The organism is Aliagarivorans marinus DSM 23064 (assembly GCF_000429485.1).
Taxonomy (GTDB): domain Bacteria; phylum Pseudomonadota; class Gammaproteobacteria; order Enterobacterales; family Celerinatantimonadaceae; genus Aliagarivorans; species Aliagarivorans marinus.
This window is the reverse complement of the sequence record NZ_AUBY01000024.1, coordinates 50,587-71,068: the sequence shown is the minus strand read 5'-3', so window position 1 is coordinate 71,068 and position 20,482 is coordinate 50,587. Positions and strand designations below refer to the sequence as shown.

17 protein-coding genes are annotated in these 20,482 nt (G+C 53.2%); 2 read left to right on the top strand and 15 right to left on the bottom strand.

The window, feature by feature from the left end; all coding sequences use genetic code 11:
• Nucleotides 1-201, top strand: a 201-nt coding sequence (locus G461_RS0111525; protein WP_026971944.1) for a transposase, incomplete at its 5' end; no start/stop codon positions are given.
• 83 nt (nt 202-284) lie between these two features.
• On the opposite strand, the gene G461_RS0111520 is transcribed toward G461_RS0111525, so the two are convergent.
• The 9 genes from G461_RS0111520 to G461_RS0111470 all read right to left on the bottom strand — a co-directional run bounded on the left by G461_RS0111520 (nt 285) and on the right by G461_RS0111470 (nt 10,392).
• Nucleotides 285-1,247: an NADPH:quinone reductase gene (locus tag G461_RS0111520; RefSeq protein ID WP_026971943.1), complete on the bottom strand. Its 963-nt coding sequence runs from the start codon at nt 1,245-1,247 to the stop codon at nt 285-287.
• Between the two features lie 667 nt (nt 1,248-1,914).
• The gene (locus tag G461_RS0111505) at nt 1,915-2,493 is read right to left on the bottom strand and encodes a DNA-3-methyladenine glycosylase I (RefSeq protein ID WP_026971942.1); all 579 of its coding nucleotides are present in this window, start codon (nt 2,491-2,493) and stop codon (nt 1,915-1,917) included.
• 14 nt (nt 2,494-2,507) lie between these two features.
• Nucleotides 2,508-4,007 carry a succinylglutamate desuccinylase/aspartoacylase family protein gene (locus G461_RS25525; RefSeq protein ID WP_051333523.1) on the bottom strand — a complete coding sequence of 500 codons (1,500 nt, stop codon included), beginning with the start codon at nt 4,005-4,007 and terminating at the stop codon, nt 2,508-2,510.
• A gap of 51 nt (nt 4,008-4,058) precedes the next feature.
• Nucleotides 4,059-5,267, bottom strand: a complete 1,209-nt coding sequence (locus G461_RS0111495; RefSeq protein ID WP_051333522.1) for a methyltransferase — start codon at nt 5,265-5,267, stop codon at nt 4,059-4,061.
• A gap of 132 nt (nt 5,268-5,399) precedes the next feature.
• The gene (locus G461_RS0111490; protein WP_026971940.1) at nt 5,400-5,999 is read right to left on the bottom strand and encodes a YitT family protein; all 600 of its coding nucleotides are present in this window, start codon (nt 5,997-5,999) and stop codon (nt 5,400-5,402) included.
• 160 nt (nt 6,000-6,159) lie between these two features.
• The gene (gene purD, locus G461_RS0111485) at nt 6,160-7,446 is read right to left on the bottom strand and encodes a phosphoribosylamine--glycine ligase (protein WP_026971939.1); all 1,287 of its coding nucleotides are present in this window, start codon (nt 7,444-7,446) and stop codon (nt 6,160-6,162) included.
• Between the two features lie 63 nt (nt 7,447-7,509).
• Nucleotides 7,510-9,102, bottom strand: a complete 1,593-nt coding sequence (gene purH / locus G461_RS0111480) for a bifunctional phosphoribosylaminoimidazolecarboxamide formyltransferase/IMP cyclohydrolase (RefSeq protein ID WP_026971938.1) — start codon at nt 9,100-9,102, stop codon at nt 7,510-7,512.
• 253 nt (nt 9,103-9,355) lie between these two features.
• Entirely contained in the window at nt 9,356-10,030 is a 675-nt protein-coding gene (locus G461_RS0111475) for an LrgB family protein (RefSeq protein ID WP_035480109.1), read from the bottom strand.
• Nucleotides 10,027-10,392: a CidA/LrgA family protein gene (locus tag G461_RS0111470; protein ID WP_026959622.1), complete on the bottom strand. Its 366-nt coding sequence runs from the start codon at nt 10,390-10,392 to the stop codon at nt 10,027-10,029. The genes G461_RS0111475 and G461_RS0111470 overlap by 4 nt, the downstream gene beginning before the upstream one ends.
• A gap of 137 nt (nt 10,393-10,529) precedes the next feature.
• On the opposite strand from G461_RS0111470, the gene G461_RS0111465 reads away from it, so the two are divergent.
• Nucleotides 10,530-11,519 (top strand): 2-hydroxyacid dehydrogenase, encoded by a 990-nt coding sequence (locus G461_RS0111465; RefSeq protein WP_026959623.1) that lies wholly within the window; start codon nt 10,530-10,532, stop codon nt 11,517-11,519.
• A gap of 82 nt (nt 11,520-11,601) precedes the next feature.
• On the opposite strand, the gene G461_RS24025 is transcribed toward G461_RS0111465, so the two are convergent.
• The 6 genes from G461_RS24025 to G461_RS25520 form a co-directional block, all read right to left on the bottom strand.
• Complete coding sequence (locus tag G461_RS24025) at nt 11,602-12,012, bottom strand: META domain-containing protein (protein WP_035480106.1); 411 nt, start codon at nt 12,010-12,012, stop codon at nt 11,602-11,604.
• A gap of 274 nt (nt 12,013-12,286) precedes the next feature.
• The gene (locus G461_RS0111455) at nt 12,287-13,258 is read right to left on the bottom strand and encodes a HupE/UreJ family protein (RefSeq protein WP_026971936.1); all 972 of its coding nucleotides are present in this window, start codon (nt 13,256-13,258) and stop codon (nt 12,287-12,289) included.
• A 1-nt stretch (nt 13,259) separates the two neighbouring features.
• The gene (locus G461_RS0111450; protein WP_026971935.1) at nt 13,260-14,117 is read right to left on the bottom strand and encodes a peptidyl-prolyl cis-trans isomerase; all 858 of its coding nucleotides are present in this window, start codon (nt 14,115-14,117) and stop codon (nt 13,260-13,262) included.
• Nucleotides 14,118-14,172: 55 nt separating this feature from the next.
• Nucleotides 14,173-16,704, bottom strand: coding sequence for a metallophosphoesterase family protein (locus tag G461_RS0111445; RefSeq protein ID WP_026971934.1), 2,532 nt, complete (start codon nt 16,702-16,704; stop codon nt 14,173-14,175).
• Between the two features lie 391 nt (nt 16,705-17,095).
• The gene (locus G461_RS0111440; RefSeq protein WP_026971933.1) at nt 17,096-19,459 is read right to left on the bottom strand and encodes a purple acid phosphatase family protein; all 2,364 of its coding nucleotides are present in this window, start codon (nt 19,457-19,459) and stop codon (nt 17,096-17,098) included.
• A 22-nt stretch (nt 19,460-19,481) separates the two neighbouring features.
• The gene (locus G461_RS25520) at nt 19,482-20,480 is read right to left on the bottom strand and encodes a HupE/UreJ family protein (RefSeq protein ID WP_169727249.1); all 999 of its coding nucleotides are present in this window, start codon (nt 20,478-20,480) and stop codon (nt 19,482-19,484) included.
• Nucleotides 20,481-20,482: the final 2 nt, after the last annotated feature.

The following is a 20,482-nucleotide window of genomic DNA, read 5'->3' as shown; positions in this document are numbered from 1 at the left end:
GGGGCGCTAAAAGGGAAGATAGCTCTGAAGCTATTCAACAAGTTTCCGTACTTGAGGAAGAACAAGCTTTGGGGCAACCACTTTTGGCAGCGAGGGTATTTCGTAGATACTGTGGGTATTAACGAAGAAATCATACGCCGATATGTAAGACATCAAGAGAAAGTTGAGCGTCAAGAGCAAGGTGAGTTGGCGCTGCACTAGACAAAGGCCCCCTTCGAGGGGGCTCATTCAAAGCCACCTTCTTTAGAAGGTGGATATTTACTTTTAGTGCTGGAGCACTGCAGTTAGGGCTGCGCCACCTCTACTACGATATTGCCGCAGGCACCGGACTCAAGTACCGCCACATGCGCTTGCTCCAACTCAGTTAAGGCAAAGCGTTGGGCAATCACCGGTTCAACCACGCCACTGGCCATGCCCTCGGCGATGGCGGCGTGGATCGTCTGCAGTTGCTCAGGGTCGGCATTGGCTAAGGCCATCCCGAGTACTGCCGCATCACGTGCCATTAGATCGCGCGGATTGATCTCCACCGTACCCCGGTTGCCAATCACCACCACTCGTCCACCCTTGTTTAAACAAGGAAGATCCTTGCCCAGATTAATATTGGCCAGCATCTCCAAAATGACATCAGCGCCGCCGGCATCAATAATGGCCTGAAAGTGTGACTCATCGTGGTGGTCAAGTACGCTATCGGCGCCCAGGCTCTGTAGCAGCTCGGCGCCTTGTTCTGAGCCTGCGGTGGCAATGACATTACAGCCGTAGGCCTTGGCAAACTGCAATGCAGCAATGCCGACAGCGCCACTAGCGCCGTGGATCAACACGCTCTCGCCTGCTTGCACCTTTGCCCGGATAAACAGCGCGCGCCAAGCGGTGGCGTAGGGCACGCCCAAACACGCACCCTGCGCAAAGCTTACCCTGTCATGGAGCGGATGAACTTGGCCGGCGTTGCAGACACAGTATTCCGCGCTAGTGCCACTCACTGATCCAGCCAGATAGACACGTTGACCAAGGCTAAACCCCTGTACCTGCTCACCCACGGCGGCAATGATACCGGCGCCATCCTTACCGGGAGTGTGGGGGAAGGTGGTGCTGTAGTTATTGCTGCCCGCTGCGATATAGGTGTCTACGGGGTTAACCCCTGCTGCCATGACCTGCACCAATACCTGATCGGCCTGAATCTCCGGCATGGCCACGTCCTGTAACTGAAGTACACCTTGACTACCGTAGCGTTCGCTTTGCATTGCCTTCATAGGTGATCCTTGTCGTCCTTAACTGGTTGAATCGTCAAATTAACAGCTTAGCTGAAGTGCTTAAAAATGGAGCTGACTGCTTGAAAGGGATTTCAATTTGCGTAAATTGAAAAAAAACTACCAAAAGATAAATATCGCAATATAAATACGAAATATCGCAATATAAAAAAGTGATGCAGCGCACATATAATTAAACCCGTAAGATGAATTCGACAGAAAAACGAGATTCAACTCACATAAAAATGTAATCAAATTACACGAGGAAAAACATTATGTACGAACTACTAGCACTTTTCGCATTCAGCAAAATCAACACTGCAAAATCTGAAGAAGAGCGTCTGCAAGAACTTAAGCGCTAATCTGAACTTAATCTAACTTAACTGGAGATAACATTATGTATAACGAATTTATGATTGCCATGGCCCTTCGCCAAGTAAGCAACAAAAAATCAGAAGCTGAGCTGGCTAAGCAACGTAACCGCTAAGCACTGCTGCAACAAGAACCGATCAAGCTGGATCTAAAACAGCAACTATCACCAAGACAGAGAGAGAAAAATCGCCGATCAGGCGAAAAACAACGCTCTCACCCAGCTTCCTCATCCTGAGGGGCTAATACCAAACCCTGGCGCATCCGCGCACTTTCTTATCAAAGACTTAAGTCGTACGACTTACGACTGCTTGCACGCCTCGTACACGTGGCAATCTACCAAATGATCGTTCACCATCCCGACTGCCTGCATAAATGCATAGCAAATGGTGGGGCCGACAAAACTAAAGCCAGCTTTTTTTAGCGCCTTTGACATGGCTTGTGACTCAGCGGTTTCGGCTGGGACCTGCGACATGCTCTGCCACTGATTGACGATGGGCTTTCCGCCGACAAAGCTCCACAGATACTCACCGAAATCGATCCCTTGTGCCTCCAGCGCCAAAAAGCCTTTGGCATTTTTGATGATCGACTGCACCTTCAAGCGGTTGCGGATCACGCCGGGATCCTGCAACAGCCGTTCGACATCCTGCTCGGTAAACTGGGCAATCTTCTCGGGTTGGAAATCGGCGTAGGCTTGGTAGTAACTTTGCTGCTTACGCAGAATGGTAATCCAGCTCAGCCCGGCTTGTTGGCCGTCCAGACAGAGCTTGGCGAACAAGTCGTATTTGTCAAAATTCGGTCGTCCCCATACCGTGTCGTGATAGTCCTGATAGAGGGGATCGCTGCCACACCAAGAGCAGCGAATAGGTTCAGCATCCATACATGGTCTCCGGGTTAACCGTCTTCATCTTCAGGTTGAGGTAAGCGATCCGCTGGCAGTGGTGTTGGCTCAGGCGTGGGCTCAGTCACTGCGGCGTCTTGCTCATTCTCAGTCGCTGTTTGCTCGGTGTTGTCTGCCTCGGGGGCAGTGTCATCGCCGGTGGCTGTGGTGGCGTCGTTGCTGCTACTTTCTAAGCCCATCTGCTCTGCGTTACTGGCGGCAACCTGGCGTTTGATCTGCTCAGCTTCTTGCTCAAGGTCTTCAATGCTGCGGCGCTCACCTAAGTTGTAGATGGCATAGCCGGCACTGACAAACTGATTCTGGGCGCGGCCGAGGACCTCGGCATCAAAGGGCGCGAACACTTCTTCGACCTCGTCACTGATCGGGTTGGAAATGGTGCCTAGTAGCTCGCCTTTTCTTACTCGTTGGCCCAAGCCCGCACGGCTAATCAAGATGCCGCCCTCCTTGGAGCGGATCCAGCGCGAGGCGTAGAACACCGGTTGTGGCGATGACCAGAAGAATGAGCGCGGCAGCATGTTGACCGAGCTCAGGTAGCTTTGTAGGGCCTTAACCCCGGTTTCCACCAGCTTTTCATCCACCGTGTAAGGGCCACCCACTTCCATCACCACAGCAGGAATGCCCGCTGCGGTGGCCGCGCCACGCAAGCTGCCGGGAGGGGCCAGACTTTGCAGCACTGCAATGGCGCCAAACTGTTTGGCTAGCTCGGCAACTTCAGGAATGGTTAAATCGGCGCGCAACTGAGTGTTGTTCTCTCGATACATGGAGCCCGAGTGCAGATCAACTAAGGTATCGCAGTGCTTGATGATGCTGTTAAACAGGCTGTAAGCGACGCGTGATGCGGTGGTGCCTTGCGGGTGGCCGGGGAAGGCGCGGTTAAGGTCGCGTCGGTCTGACATGTAGCGATCTTTACGCCACAGGCCATCGATATTGACCACGGGTACTGAGATTACCGTGCCTTTAAGTGTTTCTGGCTGCAGTTGATTAATCACCCGGCGGGCGATTTCCACCCCGTTTACTTCATCGCCGTGCACCGCGGCAGTAATACAGACTCTGGGGCCGGGCTCGGCACCGTGAATCACCACAACCGGGGTTGCCACATCAAAGCCCCCAGACAGGTGACCGGAGAACCAGCCGAGGGTGGCTTTTGAGTTAGGTTCTAGCTCGGTGTTTAGAAGGCGAAAACGTCCCCAAGGCTCGGGGCCTTCAGCTTCTTCGGGCTGCTCGGGTTTGACATCAATGGGACTGGCTTCCTCCAAAGGAGGAGGGAGATCCGGTTCGGCCTCGGCTGCGGGATCATTGCCTTCCACGATGCTCGCACTAGCGATATCGTCATCCACCCCGTGTGTTTGAGTCTGACTGGTTTCGGGGAGCGCGTTTGCGCTGGCGGTGAGCTCGGGCAGGTGTAGTTCGGCTTCTAATAGCTCTAACTGCTCGTCGGCAGTAGCGACAAAGCTCAGGGCCACAAGACATGCGGGAAATAGACGGCGCAGCATACGTTCTCCGGTTACCAGGCAACCATCCGAGTGTAACAGGATTGTTGAGCGTCAAGCACGCCTTGCTTGTATCAGAAAGTTACGAGGGCTCAAGTTTTGTTCAAATAACAGCTGAATTTCAACCTGATAGCCTTGCTGTAGTAGAAAAAGTGCACGATCCAGAATTAACCACTGCTCAATGGCGCGAGAAAAGCATCGGCGAACTAGTTCAATCCGTCTGGTTAGACGATAGTGCTGCTGGCCCATTTGCAAAAATTCACCGAGATCGAGCGAATCAGGCAGGTCAAGCTGGTGGTAATCCGCAGCCCACTGGCAGAACTTCTCGAAGCCATCCTCTTGGGTGAACCATTGTTTGTTGATTGAGGGCAGTGGGCGGTATTGGTTATTTCCGCTGAGCTGCTGTTGCAGGCTGTCATAGGCTAGACGCCAGGTGACTTCGGTATGGCGCAAACGCTGTACCCGCGCACCGCCGGTGGCGCTTTGCTGCACTGCCAGCCGCAGATCGGTTTTACTTAGCGCCAGCGAGCTGGCCTTTGCCTCGCGGCTCAGCGGCTGATAATTCTGGGCGGGGATCAGATGGTAGCAGCACGGGCAAACCGACAGCGCAGCGACCTCTCGCTCGACGCCCTTACGCAATAGCTGCAGATGTAGCTCGCCACAGGCATGCAGCGCGACGGCGTGCTGCTTGGGCTTTAGGTGTTGCTCCGAGCCTTCGGCCAGCACATCGGCTTCGATAAACTGTTGCGGCAGCTGGAGTTGTTGGGCCACTTGCTCGCCGGCCTCACACAGGCTTTGCTGCCACTCCAGGCTGAGCACTGGCTGCTGGTGGTGAAAGCTGAGCAGTTTTCCCAAATGCCCTTTACCGGCACACCACTCCACAAAGGGCAGGCCATAATTGCGAGTCGCCTGACTAAAGCGCTGCACCTGTTCGGCCTTGCGCCCTTTCATGCCTCGGCTTAACCAGAATGGCGTCTCCTGTGGTTGCTGCGGAGCGGGCGGGTAGAGTGCTTCGTCGCTCAAAGCATGCAGTGCGGGGAAGTGTTCCGCGAGTGCGGGCAGCGGCGAGCCTTGCTCTAGGGGGGCAAGCGCCTCATCGCTGATGGACTCGAGGCTGGCGATTAGTGCTTCAGACCAGCTTGTCGGATAGTCGGCGCAGTCGAAGGCCTGCAGCTGCCAGTAAGGGCGCTGCGTGGCCAGCAAGCTATCGAGCTGTTGAAATCGCTCAAGATAGCGCTGTTGCAGGCAAGTATGCTGGCTCATCGACAAGGCTCCGACGCAGAAAAAAGGGAGGCCATTGTAGGCCTCTGGCCTGCCAGTGCCAAGCCTGTGGCTAAAAACACTTAACAAGCCTTCGTTTTAAGTCCGGCTGATGTTGCCATCATCGGACTAAGGTCAGACCGACGCCCCCAAATAACGCTCATGGCGGTGGTTAAACACGATGATCGAGTTTAGCAGCAGCGCGCCGCAGACCGACAAGCCCAAGATCGGTAGGCTGACCATAAACACACTGGCGGCCAAAATCAGGCAGTCGAGGGTGAGCTGCACCGTGCCTGCCCGTGCCAGCTTGCGTTTTTGCAAGAACAGCCCAAGGATGTTGATCCCACCCAGGCTGCTGTTGTGGCGAAACAGCGAGAGTAGGCCGATGCCAATTAAGATCCCGCCACCTAGAGCGGCATAGATAGGGTTAAGGCTTTGTAAGGTGAGCACCCGGTGCATGTGATCGGTCATCAGCGAGACCATGCTCACGCAGGTTAGGCTGCGTAGGGTAAAAGAGCGCCCCATCTGCCACCATGCCAGTAAGAAGAAGGGTAGATTAACCAGCAAAAACAGTTGGCCGAAGCTTAAGTTAGAAAAACGTTCCAGCAGTAAGGAGAGGCCAGCGGTACCGCCAATCAGCAGGCCGCTTTCCTTATAAAAATAAAGGCCGAGGGCGACCAGCGAGGTGCCAATCAGGGTGGCGAGTAGATCTTCGATAAAAGAGTGGCGTTGCATGTTCTTAGCTCCACGCTTTCCGTAAATAGTGACAACAGGGTAATTTTATCACTCAAGGGCGTTTCGTGGACTATAAAACTGCTGCGGGAAGTAAAAACAAAAGAAGCCGCTAAATGGCGGCTTCTTGGTAGTAAATATGCGCTGCTCAGCGCAAAGCGTATTAGCTTTCGCGGGCGATCGCTCGGTAGCCGATGTCGTTGCGGTAGAACATACCGTCCCAGCTTACCTTCTTGACCAGCTCATAGGCGTTGGCTTGCGCTTCGGTGACGTTGTTGCCCAGGGCTGTGGCACACAATACGCGGCCGCCGTTGGTGACAACATTGCCGTCTTTCTCGCTAGTACCTGCGTGGAACACCTTGGCATCCAGGCTCATCTCTTCGATGCTTGGCATGTTGATCACATCGCCTTTCGGGTAAGAACCTGGGTAGCCTGCAGCGGCCAGTACCACACCCATAGAGGCACGAGGGTCGAACTTGGCTTCCACGGTATCGAGCTTGCGCGCAACCGCAGCTTGGCACAGCTCAACGATGCACGACTGCATACGCAGCATGATTGGCTGAGTTTCTGGGTCGCCGAAGCGGCAGTTGTACTCGATGATTTTCGGGCTGCCATCAGCCATGATCATCAGGCCGGCGTATAGGAAGCCGGTGTACTCATTGCCTTCAGCGGCCATGCCACGCACGGTAGGCATGATCACTTCATCCATGATGCGCTGATGCACTTCAGCGGTTACCACAGGGGCTGGTGAGTAGGCGCCCATACCGCCGGTGTTCAGGCCAGTATCGCCGTCGCCCACACGCTTGTGGTCTTGGCTGGTGGCCATTGGCAGTACGTTCTCGCCGTCTACCATCACGATAAAGCTGGCTTCTTCGCCGTCGAGGAATTCTTCGATTACCACGCGTGAACCGGCTTCGCCAAAGGCATTGTCGGCCAGCATGTCTTCGATGGCGTCGATGGCCTCTTGTTCGGTCATCGCAACGATAACGCCTTTACCGGCAGCCAGGCCATCGGCCTTAACGACGATAGGTGCGCCTTGCTCTTTAACGTAAGCAATCGCCGGCTCAACCTCGGTGAAGGTCTTGTAGTAGCCAGTTGGAATATCGTGGCGAGCCAGGAAGTCTTTGGTGAATGACTTCGAGCCTTCCAGTTGAGCGGCCGCTTCGGTTGGGCCGAAGATTGGCAGGTCGGCTGCGCGGAACGCATCCACCACACCGATTACCAGCGGTGCCTCTGGGCCTACGATGGTCAGTTCAACTGCTTGCTCTTTGGCAAAGCTTACCAGAGCGTCGATGTCTTCAACGCCGATGGCGACATTTTCCAGCTTTGGCTCCAGGGCAGTACCGGCATTACCCGGTGCGACAAATACGGTTTCAACCTGGGCTGATTGTGCGGCTTTCCAGGCTAGGGCATGTTCGCGGCCACCGCCGCCAATCACGAGTACCTTCATTGTAATTTCTGCTCTTTTATAAAGGGGATAAACAAGGGCCAGCGCGAGGCTGGCCCAAAATTCTTAGTGGTAGAAGTGGCGCATGCCGGTGAACACCATGGCCATGCCATGTTCGTCGGCTGCATCAATCACTTCTTGGTCGCGCATTGAGCCGCCCGGCTGAATCACACAGGTGATACCGGCTTCGGCTGCGGCGTCGATACCGTCGCGGAATGGGAAGAAGGCGTCAGAAGCCATAACGCTACCGGCTACTTCCAGATTCTCGTCGGCGGCTTTGATACCGGCGATCTTGGCGCTGTATACGCGGCTCATTTGGCCGGCGCCCACGCCAATGGTCATGTTGCCTTTGGCGTAAACGATGGCGTTCGATTTGACGTACTTGGCCACTTTCCAGCAGAACAGCGCGTCACGCAGTTCGTCTTCGCTAGGCTGGCGCTTAGATACCACTTTCAGGTCGTCCAGCGCTACCATGCCTTGGTCACGGTCTTGTACCAGCAGGCCGCCGTTCACGCGCTTAAGCTGTAGGCCGGTGGTCTTGGTGTCCCACTGACCGCACTCTAGCAGGCGTACGTTCTTCTTGGCAGCTACTACTTCAACGGCATCGGCTGCAACACTTGGCGCAATAATCACTTCAACGAACTGACGCGATACGATGGCCTCGGCAGTCTTGGCATCCAGCTCGCGGTTGAATGCGATAATGCCGCCGAAGGCTGAGGTTGGGTCGGTTTGGTAAGCGCGGTCGTAGGCTTCCAGGATGTCTTCGCCCAGTGCTACACCACATGGGTTAGCGTGCTTCACGATGACACAAGCTGGCTCGGCGAACTCTTTTACGCACTCAAGAGCGGCGTCGGTATCAGCGATGTTGTTGAACGACAGTGCTTTACCTTGGATCTGGCGAGCGGTCGACACTGAGGCTTCTTCGATGTTGCTTTCTACATAGAAGGCCGCCGCTTGGTGGCTGTTCTCACCGTAGCGCATGTCTTGTTTTTTCACGAACTGGCTGTTGAAGGTGCGTGGGAACTTGCTCTCTTCGTCGCCTTCTTTATTGTCGCCATAGCTCGGTACCATGGTGCCGAAGTAGTTAGCGATCATGCCATCGTATGCGGCAGTGTGCTCAAAGGCGGCAATAGCTAGGTCGAAGCGGGTAGCGTGGGTCAGTGAACCGTTGTTCTCGCCCATCTCGCTTAGTACGCGGTCGTAGTCGCTGGCGTTAACCACGATGGTCACATCTTTGTGGTTCTTAGCCGCGCTGCGCACCATGGTAGGGCCACCGATATCGATGTTTTCTACCGCATCTTCCAGGGTGCAATCTGGGTTAGCCACAGTGGCTGCGAATGGGTATAGGTTAACCACAACCATATCGATTGGGTTAATACCGTGCTCGTCCATTACTGCATCATCGGTACCACGACGACCCAATACACCGCCGTGTACTTTCGGGTGCAGGGTTTTCACGCGTCCATCCATCATTTCAGGGAAGCCGGTGTAGTCAGATACTTCGATAACTGCGATGCCTTCGGCAGCTAGCAGTTTGGCGGTTCCGCCAGTAGACAGGATTTCTACGCCTTGTGCCGCTAGGGCGCGAGAAAATTCAACAATGCCAGTCTTATCAGACACGCTGATAAGGGCGCGACGGATTGGTCGAGCGTTTTCCATTAGGGAGTGATCCTCAATAGCAGTGAGTGGCTAGTTGAGTTGATTGAAAATTCATCAACGTCAGTTTGAGGCGCGTAATAATACCTGAAAAATGTCAGTAATTGGATAATTTTTCACAATCTGAACATAATGAAATATTGTTTTACCATGAGGTAAAACAATAACTTGAGGTGCATTAATGTCTTAGCTTTGCGTGCATCTATATGGCCTCTTTTGCTCAAGTGTATAGAAAGCAAACTCGCTCGATTTGTATTTAGAGGATAAGCGGCAATATCAAGGGGCAAAGCAGGGCGGAGAAGATTGCACTGAGCACCAATGCCAAGGCGCTGTAGGCTCCGGCAACCTGATCGCTGCGGCTGATTTGCGCAGTGCCAAGGGCGTGGCTCGCGACTCCCATTGCCATGCCCCGAGCTGGTGAGCTGGTAACGCCACATAGGCTCAACCACTTCTCACCAATCACCGCACCCACCAAGCCGGCGATGATCACCGCAATGGCGGTGAGCGCCTCAACCCCACCGGCGGCATCGCTGATTAATACGGCGATGGGTGTGGTGACAGCCTTCGGGGCCAACGAGATAGCGATCTCCTCGGATGCGCCAATGAGCAGGCTTAGTAGTACCGTAGAGCTAAGCGCGATGGCTACCGCGATCAGAGTAATAGGCACGATGGCGACTAAGGAGCGGCGGATCTGTCGCAGCTGCTGGTAGAGCGGTACGCCAAGGGCAACTACCGCGGGCTGCAACAGATCGCTTAGCCATTGGCTGTACTGGTTGTAGCTTTGGTAGCTGATCCCACTCGTTGCCAACAGCAGCAATAGCATCACCAAGGTGACCAATACCGGATTAAGTAAGGGCGTTGGGAAGCGCTGCTGCAAGCGTTGGGCGGAGACAAACAGCGCGATGGTTAGCAGTGGGTAGAAAAAGCTCATTTGCGTTGCTCCCAGCCTTGATAGACGCGGCCAACCAAGGGAAGCAGTGCCAGCGTGGCGAAGATACAACAGACAATAATGGCAGGGAGCGCAGCTTGCAGCAGCTCAAGCTGGTCAATAAGGCCGACACCGATGGGCACAAACAGCAGCGCCATCCAACGCACCAACAGGTTGGCACTCAGTTGCACCCAGTGCAGTGGCACTATCTTGAACTGCAGTGCGGCCAACAGCAGCAACATACCGAGGATCGAATCAGGCAGAACGTCGCCAACCAGCGGTGCAATCAATCTGGCAAGGCTTAAAAAGCCAAATAGCAGGGCAAAACCACGTAGGTACTGCAATGCGGTGGTGACGAGTCTCATCCGTATGATCCGGTCCAAAGATTACTAATGTTGTAAAATTACAACATATTTAGCGTTAAATCCAACAAATGGTGGTTTAATAGTTGTTAATGGAGTAATATTTCATTGTAAATAAGTAGTAAGCAAGGTGGCTTCAGATGAAAGTTTCGCTATTTAGTGCCAAGAGTTATGACCGACAGTTCTTTTCTGAACACAACCAAGATCCCCAGTTAGAGTTAAGTTTCTTCGATACTCGCCTTACCCCGGAAACGGTGAAGCTGGCAGAGGGTTCGCAAGCCGTTTGTGCCTTTGTGAATGACCAGCTAGACAGAGCCACTCTGGAAGCGCTGGCCGAGCTTGATGTGAAATGTCTGCTGATGCGTTGTGCCGGTTTTAACAACGTCGACCTGCAAGCCGCGAAAGAACTGGGTATTCGTGTTGCCCGGGTACCTGCTTACTCGCCAGAATCGGTTGCTGAGCACACCATCGCCCTGGTGATGACGCTGAATCGCCGGATCCACAAAGCCTATCAACGTACCCGCGATGCCAACTTCAACCTTGAGGGCTTGATTGGCTTTAACCTGCACGGCCGCACTGCCGGGATTATCGGTACTGGCAAGATTGGCTTGGCGACCTTGCGCATTCTTAAAGGCTTTGGTTGTCGCTTGCTGGTGCACGACCCATATGTAAACCCTGAGGTTGAAGCCTTGGGCGCCGAGTATGTGCCGCTGGATAAACTTATCCGCGAATCCAACATCATCAGCCTGCACTGCCCGCTGACCGAAGCCAACACCTATCTGATCGGCCGCGGCGCCTTCCATCAGATGCAGAAAGGCACCATCTTGGTAAACACCAGCCGCGGTAAGTTGGTGGATTCCTCTGCCTGTATCGACGCGCTGAAAGATGGCACCTTGGGCGGCCTGGCACTAGACGTGTATGAGAACGAACACGATTTGTTCTTTGAAGACTTGTCGGCGGAGGTGATCCAAGATGACGTATTCCGCCGCTTATCGGCTTGTCACAACGTGATCTTCACTGGCCACCAAGCGTTCCTCACCGAGGAAGCATTGACCAGCATCGCCCAGACCACGCTGCATAACTTTGCCTGCTTTAGCCGTGGCGAGTGCTCAGGAAACGAAGTTGAGTAACCTTCATCGCTAACAAGCAAAAGGGGCCAAGTGGCCCCTTTTTTAGTAAAAAGCTTAGTGCTTAGTGCTTAGTGCTTAGTGCTTAGTTTGAGCTTGGCACTCTGGCCATCACCGCCCCGTTGCTAAGCTGCCACTGGTCATCCACCAAGGTCAGCCCCTCTTCCAGCGCTTGGGTAAACTCCAGCTCAATCTGATAAGACATCTCGCCACAAGCCTTGCGAGTCATCGCCAGTGGGGTGGTGACGGTGAGTTTGTCACCGCTAACAGCCGCGCTGGCAAAGAACTCATTGCAGCCGGTAGTACCGGCAATTTTGTAATCGTCACCTTGTTTTTCCAGGGTAAAAGCGGGCAGGGCGATGTCGGCGATACGGTAGTGCTCGCCGGTCATATACCAGCGACTGCTGTCGAGGTCGGCATGCGAGTCTTGAGTGCTGGCACAAGCACCAAGTAGGAAGGCTGCGGAGATACTGAGAAAGCGCGCGATATTTGACATGGATATAACCTCTTATGAACTACGATTGCCTTATTAGAGTAAGCGATCTGGCGTGAGTTCAGTAGGTCTTTGTAAATTAGGGTAAAGCGGGTGTTACTTTGAGCTTGAGCTTGAGCTTTGCAAGCAACAGTTAGCTTTCCTTCCAGAAGGTAACCAGTTGACGGGCCTGACTGAAAGTTCGCCTTTGGTAACGTGAGACTCAAGCGGTTCATCGTGTCGCCGCTCCCCAGTTGCTCAAGGGGCGGCGTAAACGAAAGGGCTTTTAGACTCGCTGTTAGCTTACGCTCGAAAGCAAGGTTACGCCCTGCTGAATAGTCAGCGATAGCGTCCAGTATATGCCGGCCGCTGCGAATGCGCGCAGTGAGTATTTGCGCATTCTTAGCAACTCGCTCGTAGCAAACTGAAAATGCTTAGCGATTGCGGCCAGTACCAGCATAAACACAATCACAGAGAGTTGGGCGGCTTCCACGCCGAGATTGAAATAGAGTAAGTCCAAGGGAGAGCTTTCACCTTGGTATTGTCCGTGTAGCTCAAAGATGGCCGCATACATAGCCAGACCATGCAGCAGTCCAAGAACAAACAGCAGCGGATACGTGGCCAGCCCAGCCTGTTTTTGTGTGAGAGCTTGATAAGCCAGTAGGACTATCGCCAAGTAAATGGCAAACGCCGCACCGTTGCCGCTCACCCAGCCAAGCAGACTTTGTCCCAAAAGCATGGCGAGCAAGTGGGCGCAGGTGAACAGTGTTACAACCCGAAACAACCCGCTGTAGTTGCTGAACAGCAAAACAATCAACACCACTAGCATCAGATGCTCTGCACCTGAGAGCATATGTTGTACGCCAACCCAGAATGAGAATTCGGCTTGATTACTGCTGCTCGTTGGCTCGAGCATAAAGTGATTTTGATGTTCAACTTCGAGCCATTGAATCGTGCCATTGAGCGGCTGGTAGCTAATAACCAGCATGACATTCATTGCTTTGTGAGCGTAGTCGATGCCAATCTCGTGCCCCAATATGCTCTCGTCACATTGAAAGGAGTAAAAGTGTTGTATGCTGGATTGATTAACACACTGGGCAGGAAAGTTTAGCCTTGGGGTGTTTTCTATTCGGCCTTTGCTGCTGGGCGTGACGACGACCCGGTAAAGCTGCCCCTCTTGCTCAGTAATCGAGATAAACATCGCATCCAGCGAATGCCCGTGGCTTAAACTGCTAAGCATCAGCAGTGCCAAGCCAAAGAGTTTAACCATTCTATGCATCGGCGGACTTCTCTTCACTTAACACGGGCTGAACTTCAATTTTGTATTGCTGACGTATCTGCTCTAGCTGTTGGCGATACTTTCTTCCTAGCTCGTTAATCAGTACATCATTGCTCAATTGGTCGCTTACTTCGCTGTAACTTTGGGCGCGGCTTGGGTGATAAGCTGTGATGCGGAACAGATGATGGCCCCCGCCATTCTCAAAGGCTGGTTGCCATTGGTTGTGCAGCTCGCTTTGTCGGGCGATTTGAGAGAACAACGTCGCGATCCCCTCCCCAAAAATCAGCGTTAGCCGTTGTTCACTGGCCTCGCGAATACGCCCCGGCATGGTGGTGAGCTCCCGGTAGTCGGCAGGCTCGATGGCGCTGTTCTGCTGCAACTCAACCAATACTTCCGCTGCTCGAGCGGCACTGCGTAAGCTAACTAGCTCAACACTGATTAGCGCGTCGCTTCGATATTGCTCGAGGTTTTCGCTATAGTAGCGGCGCAATTGCTGTTCGCTCAGGTCGATTTGCGACAACAGTTGCATCTCTAATTGATTCTTGGCTTTCTCGACCACGATCTGTCGAATATCAGAATCTTCCTGGTCCAAGCCTGCTTGTAAGCCTTGCCGATAGAGCAACTCTTCGGTTAGTAGACGTTCGACAAACACCTCTACATCGGCTTGATCAAAATCTGCGAGCAACTCATCGAATGCTTCAACACTGAGAACGTCGTAGTTGTCATGGAAGAACTGGTAGAGGCTGGTGCGATCTACCGAGATAACGGGTTTACGCTGTAGGTAGTGTTCACTGGCGATAAACAGCAGCGATACTACGGCGAATACAATAAAGATGCGGATTTCTTTCATTTTTCGATTCTCTAGCCGAGGCCAATGGCCCCGGCTGGTGTAATAAGCGAGGTGCTTACATCGCTAACTCGGCGGTACCTGCTTTAACCAAAGCAAACTTGCCGTCACGATTTGACAGGAACCAGATCACACGGGAGGCGGTGTTTACGCCGTTAATGCGATAACGTTCTTGGTTAGTCAGGTGTTGCAGCTCTTCGGGTAGCGTACGGCCACCTTTTAGCAGATCGGCTGAGTAGGCGCGGTCACCCGACACAAAGCCATCGGAATAGGCTTCAGATACCCAAACTTGACGCTGTTCGTCGTAACGCGCTGGCTCAACTTCATCCAACTCATAGCCTTCTGGTACTACAAAGCCTAAGGCGTAAAGATCCCCTGGCTGGTCGTATAGATAGCCATCGAACACATCATCGTACTCAATACGGTGATAGTAGAAACGATCCTCGGTATCGGGTACCAGTACACCGCCTGCGTCGGTTTCGGTGCCAGACTGCTGCTGCGTACCATTGACCATTAATACGTCAGTAACGGTTTGCCCGTTATCTTCATCTGACAGGTAGGAGAACTGCAGCATAGTGTCGAGGTTGTTGCGGCGACTCTCGATGTTTGCGTAAGGGTTGCCGGAGCTCGCACCTGAGTTGGTATAGGTATCAAAGGTGTAGTTGATGTAGCTCATCAGGATTGCTTCAGTACCCATGTAGCCATCTTTGTTTAGCGTGCGCAGCACTACCGAGTCGGTACCGCCTTGATTGCTGTACTCAGAATCAACAATACGGGTGTAGGCACCTTTCACCTTGGTGAACTGGTCAATCTTACGCCACTGGTGGCCATCGTAATCGAAGGCATCCCACTGCTCGTTGGCTTCGAAGATATCTTGATCATCCTGGGTGTAGATGTGTGGGGTTTGATAAGCCACGTAATCAATCAGATTACCTTGGAAGCTCAGAATAGAACTGTTCAAGCCCGTTTCGGTGCGACCATTGAAAGTGTGGCGAGACAACAGGCGCTCATGCACGCTTTGGTCGTAGTCGAAGGCGCCAGCAAAGGTACTGGTGGCATATTCTTTGTAAGACGCGTTACCGGCTATGATGTGGTCAAAGTACTCCACTTGCTGGTGCTTGATGCGGCCAACCGAGATATCTCGACTATCGTCAACCAAGATGGCGGCACGCGAGTACTGGTGGTCATGCCCAGAGACAAAGGTGATGTTATTGTCAGCCAGGAACTTGATGATTTCCTTGCGTTTGGCAATACCGTATTCGGTTGGACCATCTTCTTGTACGTTGGTGGCTTGATCAATCTTGCCCCACCCGCCGGTGCGAGCGCGGCCAAACATCGGCTCGTGGGTCATCACGATGATATGGTCAACCTCGTCGCGGTATTTCTCGACCATCTGCTTCATCCATGGGTAGGTGGTTACCCAGGCTGATTTACCCGAGTCGTACTCACGAGGGTTGTCGTGGATGTAGCCGTCGACCGCGATAATTAGCAGGTTTTTATAACGATAGGCGTAGCTTAGGTCTTCGTAGCCGGGCAGGTGTTCTGCTTCGGTCACCATGTGGGCCACATTATCGATGTAGATCTGAGCGCCACCGTCTGGCGTCCACCAGGTGGTTTCGTGGTTACCGCGCACCGGCAACACTGTCATCGCATCAGAGTCGATGTACTGGTTCATCACGCGTAGCCAGTTATCGTACTCAGGCTGGGTGTTGCTGTTGGTCAAATCGCCCACGGCTAGTACTAGCTCAACGCCTTCATCGGCGTAGTGTTTCATCAAGCCATCTTGTAGCAGCCAGGAGTTGTTATCGCCCGCGCCTTGGGTATCTGGAACGAGTCCTACGACGACCTTTTCTTGGTCATCATCGAGGCGATGAGCAAACTGCCCCGCGCTGGTAATGAACTGATCGCTCTGCGCCGCATACGCCAATGCTGAACGGGCGTTATGCTCTGCCATCTCTTCGGTAATGATATTGAAGTACTCAAAGGAGCCAGTATCTGACAGTGAATCCACCAAATTGTGCAGGCCATCGATTTGATAGCTACCTTGCGCCGCTGCCGCGGTGAAATGACCTATGGCATAGCCAAGCTCAGACAGATCAGACACGCCATGACGAGACAGCGAGTTCAGCTGTTGTACCGACGGTGGCAGGTTGTCCATGAGTTGTTGGTAATCGTAGTAGTCCAGGTTGTTTTCCAGCACATACTCGCTGATACCGGTGGTGATGGGGTTAACGATAAGCTCGTTTAGTTCGCCGCCCTTAACCAGCGCGACCATACGTTGCCCACTAAAGTCGACTTGCTGCTCGGTGGTCTCAAACAAACCGTCACGATCTAGCACTCCACCACTAACGACCACGCGATAAACTACGTCGCTCTGTAAAGCGTCTGCACCGGTGAATGAGAACTGCCCCATCTCACCAGTTTCAGTTTCTCTGCTATCGGTTCCATCTAAGCTCTGGGCGACAACCCGGCCACGCAGAACGAAATCATCGATGGCATAACCAATCAGTGCTTCGTTCGATGAGCTATCACTGCTGCTATTACATGCAGTAAGTACAGCAACGGTACTTAATGCCAGAATTAGTCTCATTAAAATCTACTCCTTTGATGAATTTTCCGAAACTAAGAGGGGGACACCCCATACAACGACAGGAAACGCTCAGGACTACAGTTCAAGCGCGGTTTCTGTCGTTCATTCAGTGAGATATCTAACGGTTTGCTAGTGTTAGTACGAGCTAGATAAACACTGTTGATTCAAGTGATTGCGTTTCAAATGGCGAGGTTAGAAGGAGTGTGTTACCAGCGGGTGACTCTATGTTAAGCGGGGCTATACGGGAGGTTTAGGTTTTCTCAGTGAGTATCTGCTATGGGCTGTTATCAATATTAGTTACTTGCCACTCAGCTGGCTCTTTTGATCAAAATGAGCAGCCACAGTGGGCTGCTCTTTGGAATATCAAGTAGCTGTTTCGCTATCGAGAATCTTACCCACCCATACCAATTTGCAGCGATACGGTGTCGAACATTCCGTCAGTATCTTGGCCACCACCGATGTAGCTTTCGATGACCACGCGGATGTAACGCACACCAGCAGGGGCAAGCTCGGCATGGCCGTAGCGGCCAAGGGTTTGCTTGGAGCGCTCGTCAGAGATAAAGCGCTTCGACTTACCCATTGGCTGCATGTCTTCGCCAAAGTACTCGGCGTAAACTTCGATCTCTGGGCCTGCAGTCCAAGTCATCAGGTAGGCTGAGAAATCGGCGTAGATCGGCTGTTTGCCAGTGTAGGCAGGGAACAGCTCTTGAACATCAAACTGCTGGTAGGCGATGCCACCGAAGGGATAGCCATGGGAGTGGCAATCGTTGTAGGCGCGGTTGCCCAACAGGAACAGTCGGTTACCGTGACCTGGAGGAAGTGGGTTGCCGGTCAGTGAGCAGCTGTAGTGAAGCGATACTAAGGCATCTTCAGAGCCATCGGCGTCGCTGCCATCTTCCACTTTCGAGAAGTAGGTCCAACCCTCGGTGTGACCTGCTTCCGCGTCGCCATTCACCACTACGTTCTCGGTGGTTTCACCCGCAAACAACAGGCTGCTAACCGGCGACCATTCCGACCAGTTAAGCTGTTCATCGCGATAACGGACGCGCGCATACAAGGTGTCTTCCGGCATAGCATTCGGCGTTAGCTTGAACTGGGTGATATCAACGCCAGCTTGAGTATCAACTGCGTAGGTGTGCTTTTTACCTTCGTCGCAGGTCTCTGCATAGGGGTCGCAAGGCCAAGCGATACGCTCGCCGTTCTCATCGAAGAAGTCGTCTTGGTTGTACCACCAGTTGTAGGCGCGGGTTGCATTACCCCAAGCCTCGATAACATCTTCTGAGAAATCTGCGACTTTCGATACCTGCCAGTGAGACTCGTAGTGCTTGGTTTGGTTACCGCTCTCAAAGTCAGAAGCATCAACCAGGACTTCGTCGTGCGCGACAAACTCGAAACGTTCGATACTTGGCTGCATCGGTGCGTTGTCGATTTTCACAACCTTAAGGTCACTGACCGGGAAGCTGTTGTCGATTCCACGATAGAAGCTACCGCCGTTGCGACGCTCGATGGTGATCTGCTTAGTGTCACCGGTGGTCAGCGTCAGGATGTTGTAGCCGTTGTCGTCATTAGACAAGGCAACTGTGTCGTAGTCGTATTGAGCAAACTCAGAGAAGTGGTCAATACGGCCCACCGAGGTTGCCACGTTCAATGATACGTGCGGGATATCTTGCTCGTTACCCCGGGTGTAAGCGTGGGTATGACCAAACATATGCCCAGAGATCTTGCCGGACTCCTCTGAGTAGTCGTGGATCAGATCAACAAAGCTACAGGCTCGGTCTGACTCACCTGACAGCCACATCGTTGACTTACAGGGCGCATGGGTGACACCCAGTACGTAGTCGATATCCGCATCTGCGGCGGTGTGGCGCATCTCTTCTGCGGTCCAGTCGTACTGGAACTCGTAGCCACCTTGGGTTCCCACAAAGCTGTTGAAAAAGAACATCCGTAGGTTCAGGAAATCGAGTGTGTAGGTATGGCGGGCGCGATCCCAGCCAATCTGCTCAGGCCAGTCCAAGTAGATGTCGTAGGATTCGATGGTGCCATCGTACTCGTGGTTACCCGGGGTTGGCAGAATGGGGACGTAGGCGGCCAGCTCCAGCGATGAGTTGAAGAAGTCGCGATAGGCGGTGTCACGGTTCGAGTAGACCAAGTCTCCAGCGACGATAATGCCGGAAATCAGGTCGTTACAGATGCTAAGGTCATCCAGACACTCATGCTTGATGATACCGTGTTGATAGATATCCCGCAGGCCAGTTAGGCCTTCACCCCAGCTGTCGCGCTCGCTTGCGTGGGTGTCCGACATTGCAACAAAGGTGTACTCCTGATGCTTGCCCATATCGCTCTGATCGGGCCAAGTGCGGAAGTTGTACACCTTGGAGTCACCGGCGGGTGTGCGCACAAAGTAGTCGTACTTGGTGTCACTTTTCAGCCCCTCGATACGGGCGCGTTGAACCAACTCAAGTGCGTCGTACTCCGAGCTGTGGCTGGTGACCGCGCGGTAGCTGCCAGTGCTGCCATGCTCTCTGTAGAAAACGGTCGACTCTGCGGTATTGCCCGTTTTGGTGTGGGGCTCGAACATTACCGTCATCGCATCGGTGGCCGGGTATTGCAGATAAGGAGAAGCCAAGAACGAGGCAATCTCACCTTCACGGTCGTAAACGCCATCACCGTTATCGGAATCACCGCTGGATGAGGAGTTACATCCGGCCAGCATAGGCAGAGCAAACAATGCACTGTAGATCAGTGACTTTTTCATATTGTTTCCTAAGGTTTTTGTTTTAAGTGAACAATGGAATAGCTCGAGCTTCGAGCCAGAGTGCAAAGCGGTCGAATACCCAGAACAGGGACAAACCGCCGGTTAAATAGATGGAGATCAGCCGTAGCTTGTGGAGCTCTTGTTTATCGAAGGAGAGCTTGCTGGCGCAAAAGCTAGCGATGGCCCACAGTGCGACAATCAATAACTGGCCAAGCTCAATGCCGATGTTGAAGAATAAAATCGCTGACAGGCTGACCAGGTCCACGCTGTTGATCTCCGCCAGTACCGAGGAGAAACCCACCCCGTGCAACAGTCCGCAAAAGAACGACACGGTGACCGGGTGGCGGTGGGTCAGGCTGTCTTTACCCGAAGCGATCTCATAGGCAAGCAGCAGCACACTAAGAGCAACAATCAGCTCGATGGGCTCAATCGCTGGCTGGATCACTTCCAGGCTTACCAGCACCAGCGTGATGGAGTGGGCGAGGGTAAAACCGGTAATGGTTTTAATCAGCTGCCTACGGGATTTAACGATCATCAACAGGCAGACAATAAACAGGATATGGTCAAAGCCACCCAAGATATGCTCGAAGCCCACCGTTAGGTACAGCAGGTAACTCTCGCTGGCTTCGATGGCATCGGGCACGGTCCAGCTATCCACGTAGGTCACCTCAAACAGCTCGTTGTCGCCGTCGAGGTCGTAGTAGTTAATCAGGGTGGAGATCTGTGGCTTGAAGTAATCAAAGTTGATTGCCAGCTCTTGGCCAACCAGACTCTCCTCACATTGCACGGCGGTGATCAGGTGATTAAAGCGCTCGCTTTGGCAGTGTTCTGGCAGTGAAAAGTAGGGGCTGTTCTCTTCGCGATACTCGTCGGGAAGGCGCAGCTCCACCCGGTACTGATGATTCTCCATGGTGATCAGCGAGATAAAGATGGGCTCCAGGCCATGGGCCAGTAGCTTGGGGGAGAGCAGCACGGCAAACAGGACAAATGCCAGTGGTTTCAGCCGCTGAGGTAGTCGCATCG

What these genes read in the sequence shown, in the direction of transcription:
- G461_RS0111520 (WP_026971943.1), bottom strand. Translation starts at nt 1,247, where the DNA reads ATGAAGGCAATGCAAAGCGAACGCTACGGTAGTCAAGGTGTACTTCAG.
- G461_RS0111495 (WP_051333522.1), bottom strand. Translation starts at nt 5,267, where the DNA reads ATGAGCCAGCATACTTGCCTGCAACAGCGCTATCTTGAGCGATTTCAA.
- G461_RS0111470 (WP_026959622.1), bottom strand. Translation starts at nt 10,392, where the DNA reads ATGAGACTCGTCACCACCGCATTGCAGTACCTACGTGGTTTTGCCCTG.
- G461_RS0111440 (WP_026971933.1), bottom strand. Translation starts at nt 19,459, where the DNA reads ATGAAAAAGTCACTGATCTACAGTGCATTGTTTGCTCTGCCTATGCTG.
- G461_RS25520 (WP_169727249.1), bottom strand. Translation starts at nt 20,480, where the DNA reads ATGCGACTACCTCAGCGGCTGAAACCACTGGCATTTGTCCTGTTTGCC.
- G461_RS0111465 (WP_026959623.1), top strand. Translation starts at nt 10,530, where the DNA reads ATGAAAGTTTCGCTATTTAGTGCCAAGAGTTATGACCGACAGTTCTTT.
- G461_RS25525 (WP_051333523.1), bottom strand. Translation starts at nt 4,007, where the DNA reads ATGCTGCGCCGTCTATTTCCCGCATGTCTTGTGGCCCTGAGCTTTGTC.
- G461_RS0111445 (WP_026971934.1), bottom strand. Translation starts at nt 16,704, where the DNA reads ATGAGACTAATTCTGGCATTAAGTACCGTTGCTGTACTTACTGCATGT.
- G461_RS0111505 (WP_026971942.1), bottom strand. Translation starts at nt 2,493, where the DNA reads ATGGATGCTGAACCTATTCGCTGCTCTTGGTGTGGCAGCGATCCCCTC.
- G461_RS0111450 (WP_026971935.1), bottom strand. Translation starts at nt 14,117, where the DNA reads ATGAAAGAAATCCGCATCTTTATTGTATTCGCCGTAGTATCGCTGCTG.
- purD (WP_026971939.1), bottom strand. Translation starts at nt 7,446, where the DNA reads ATGAAGGTACTCGTGATTGGCGGCGGTGGCCGCGAACATGCCCTAGCC.
- purH (WP_026971938.1), bottom strand. Translation starts at nt 9,102, where the DNA reads ATGGAAAACGCTCGACCAATCCGTCGCGCCCTTATCAGCGTGTCTGAT.
- G461_RS0111455 (WP_026971936.1), bottom strand. Translation starts at nt 13,258, where the DNA reads ATGGTTAAACTCTTTGGCTTGGCACTGCTGATGCTTAGCAGTTTAAGC.
- G461_RS24025 (WP_035480106.1), bottom strand. Translation starts at nt 12,012, where the DNA reads ATGTCAAATATCGCGCGCTTTCTCAGTATCTCCGCAGCCTTCCTACTT.
- G461_RS0111490 (WP_026971940.1), bottom strand. Translation starts at nt 5,999, where the DNA reads ATGCAACGCCACTCTTTTATCGAAGATCTACTCGCCACCCTGATTGGC.
- G461_RS0111475 (WP_035480109.1), bottom strand. Translation starts at nt 10,030, where the DNA reads ATGAGCTTTTTCTACCCACTGCTAACCATCGCGCTGTTTGTCTCCGCC.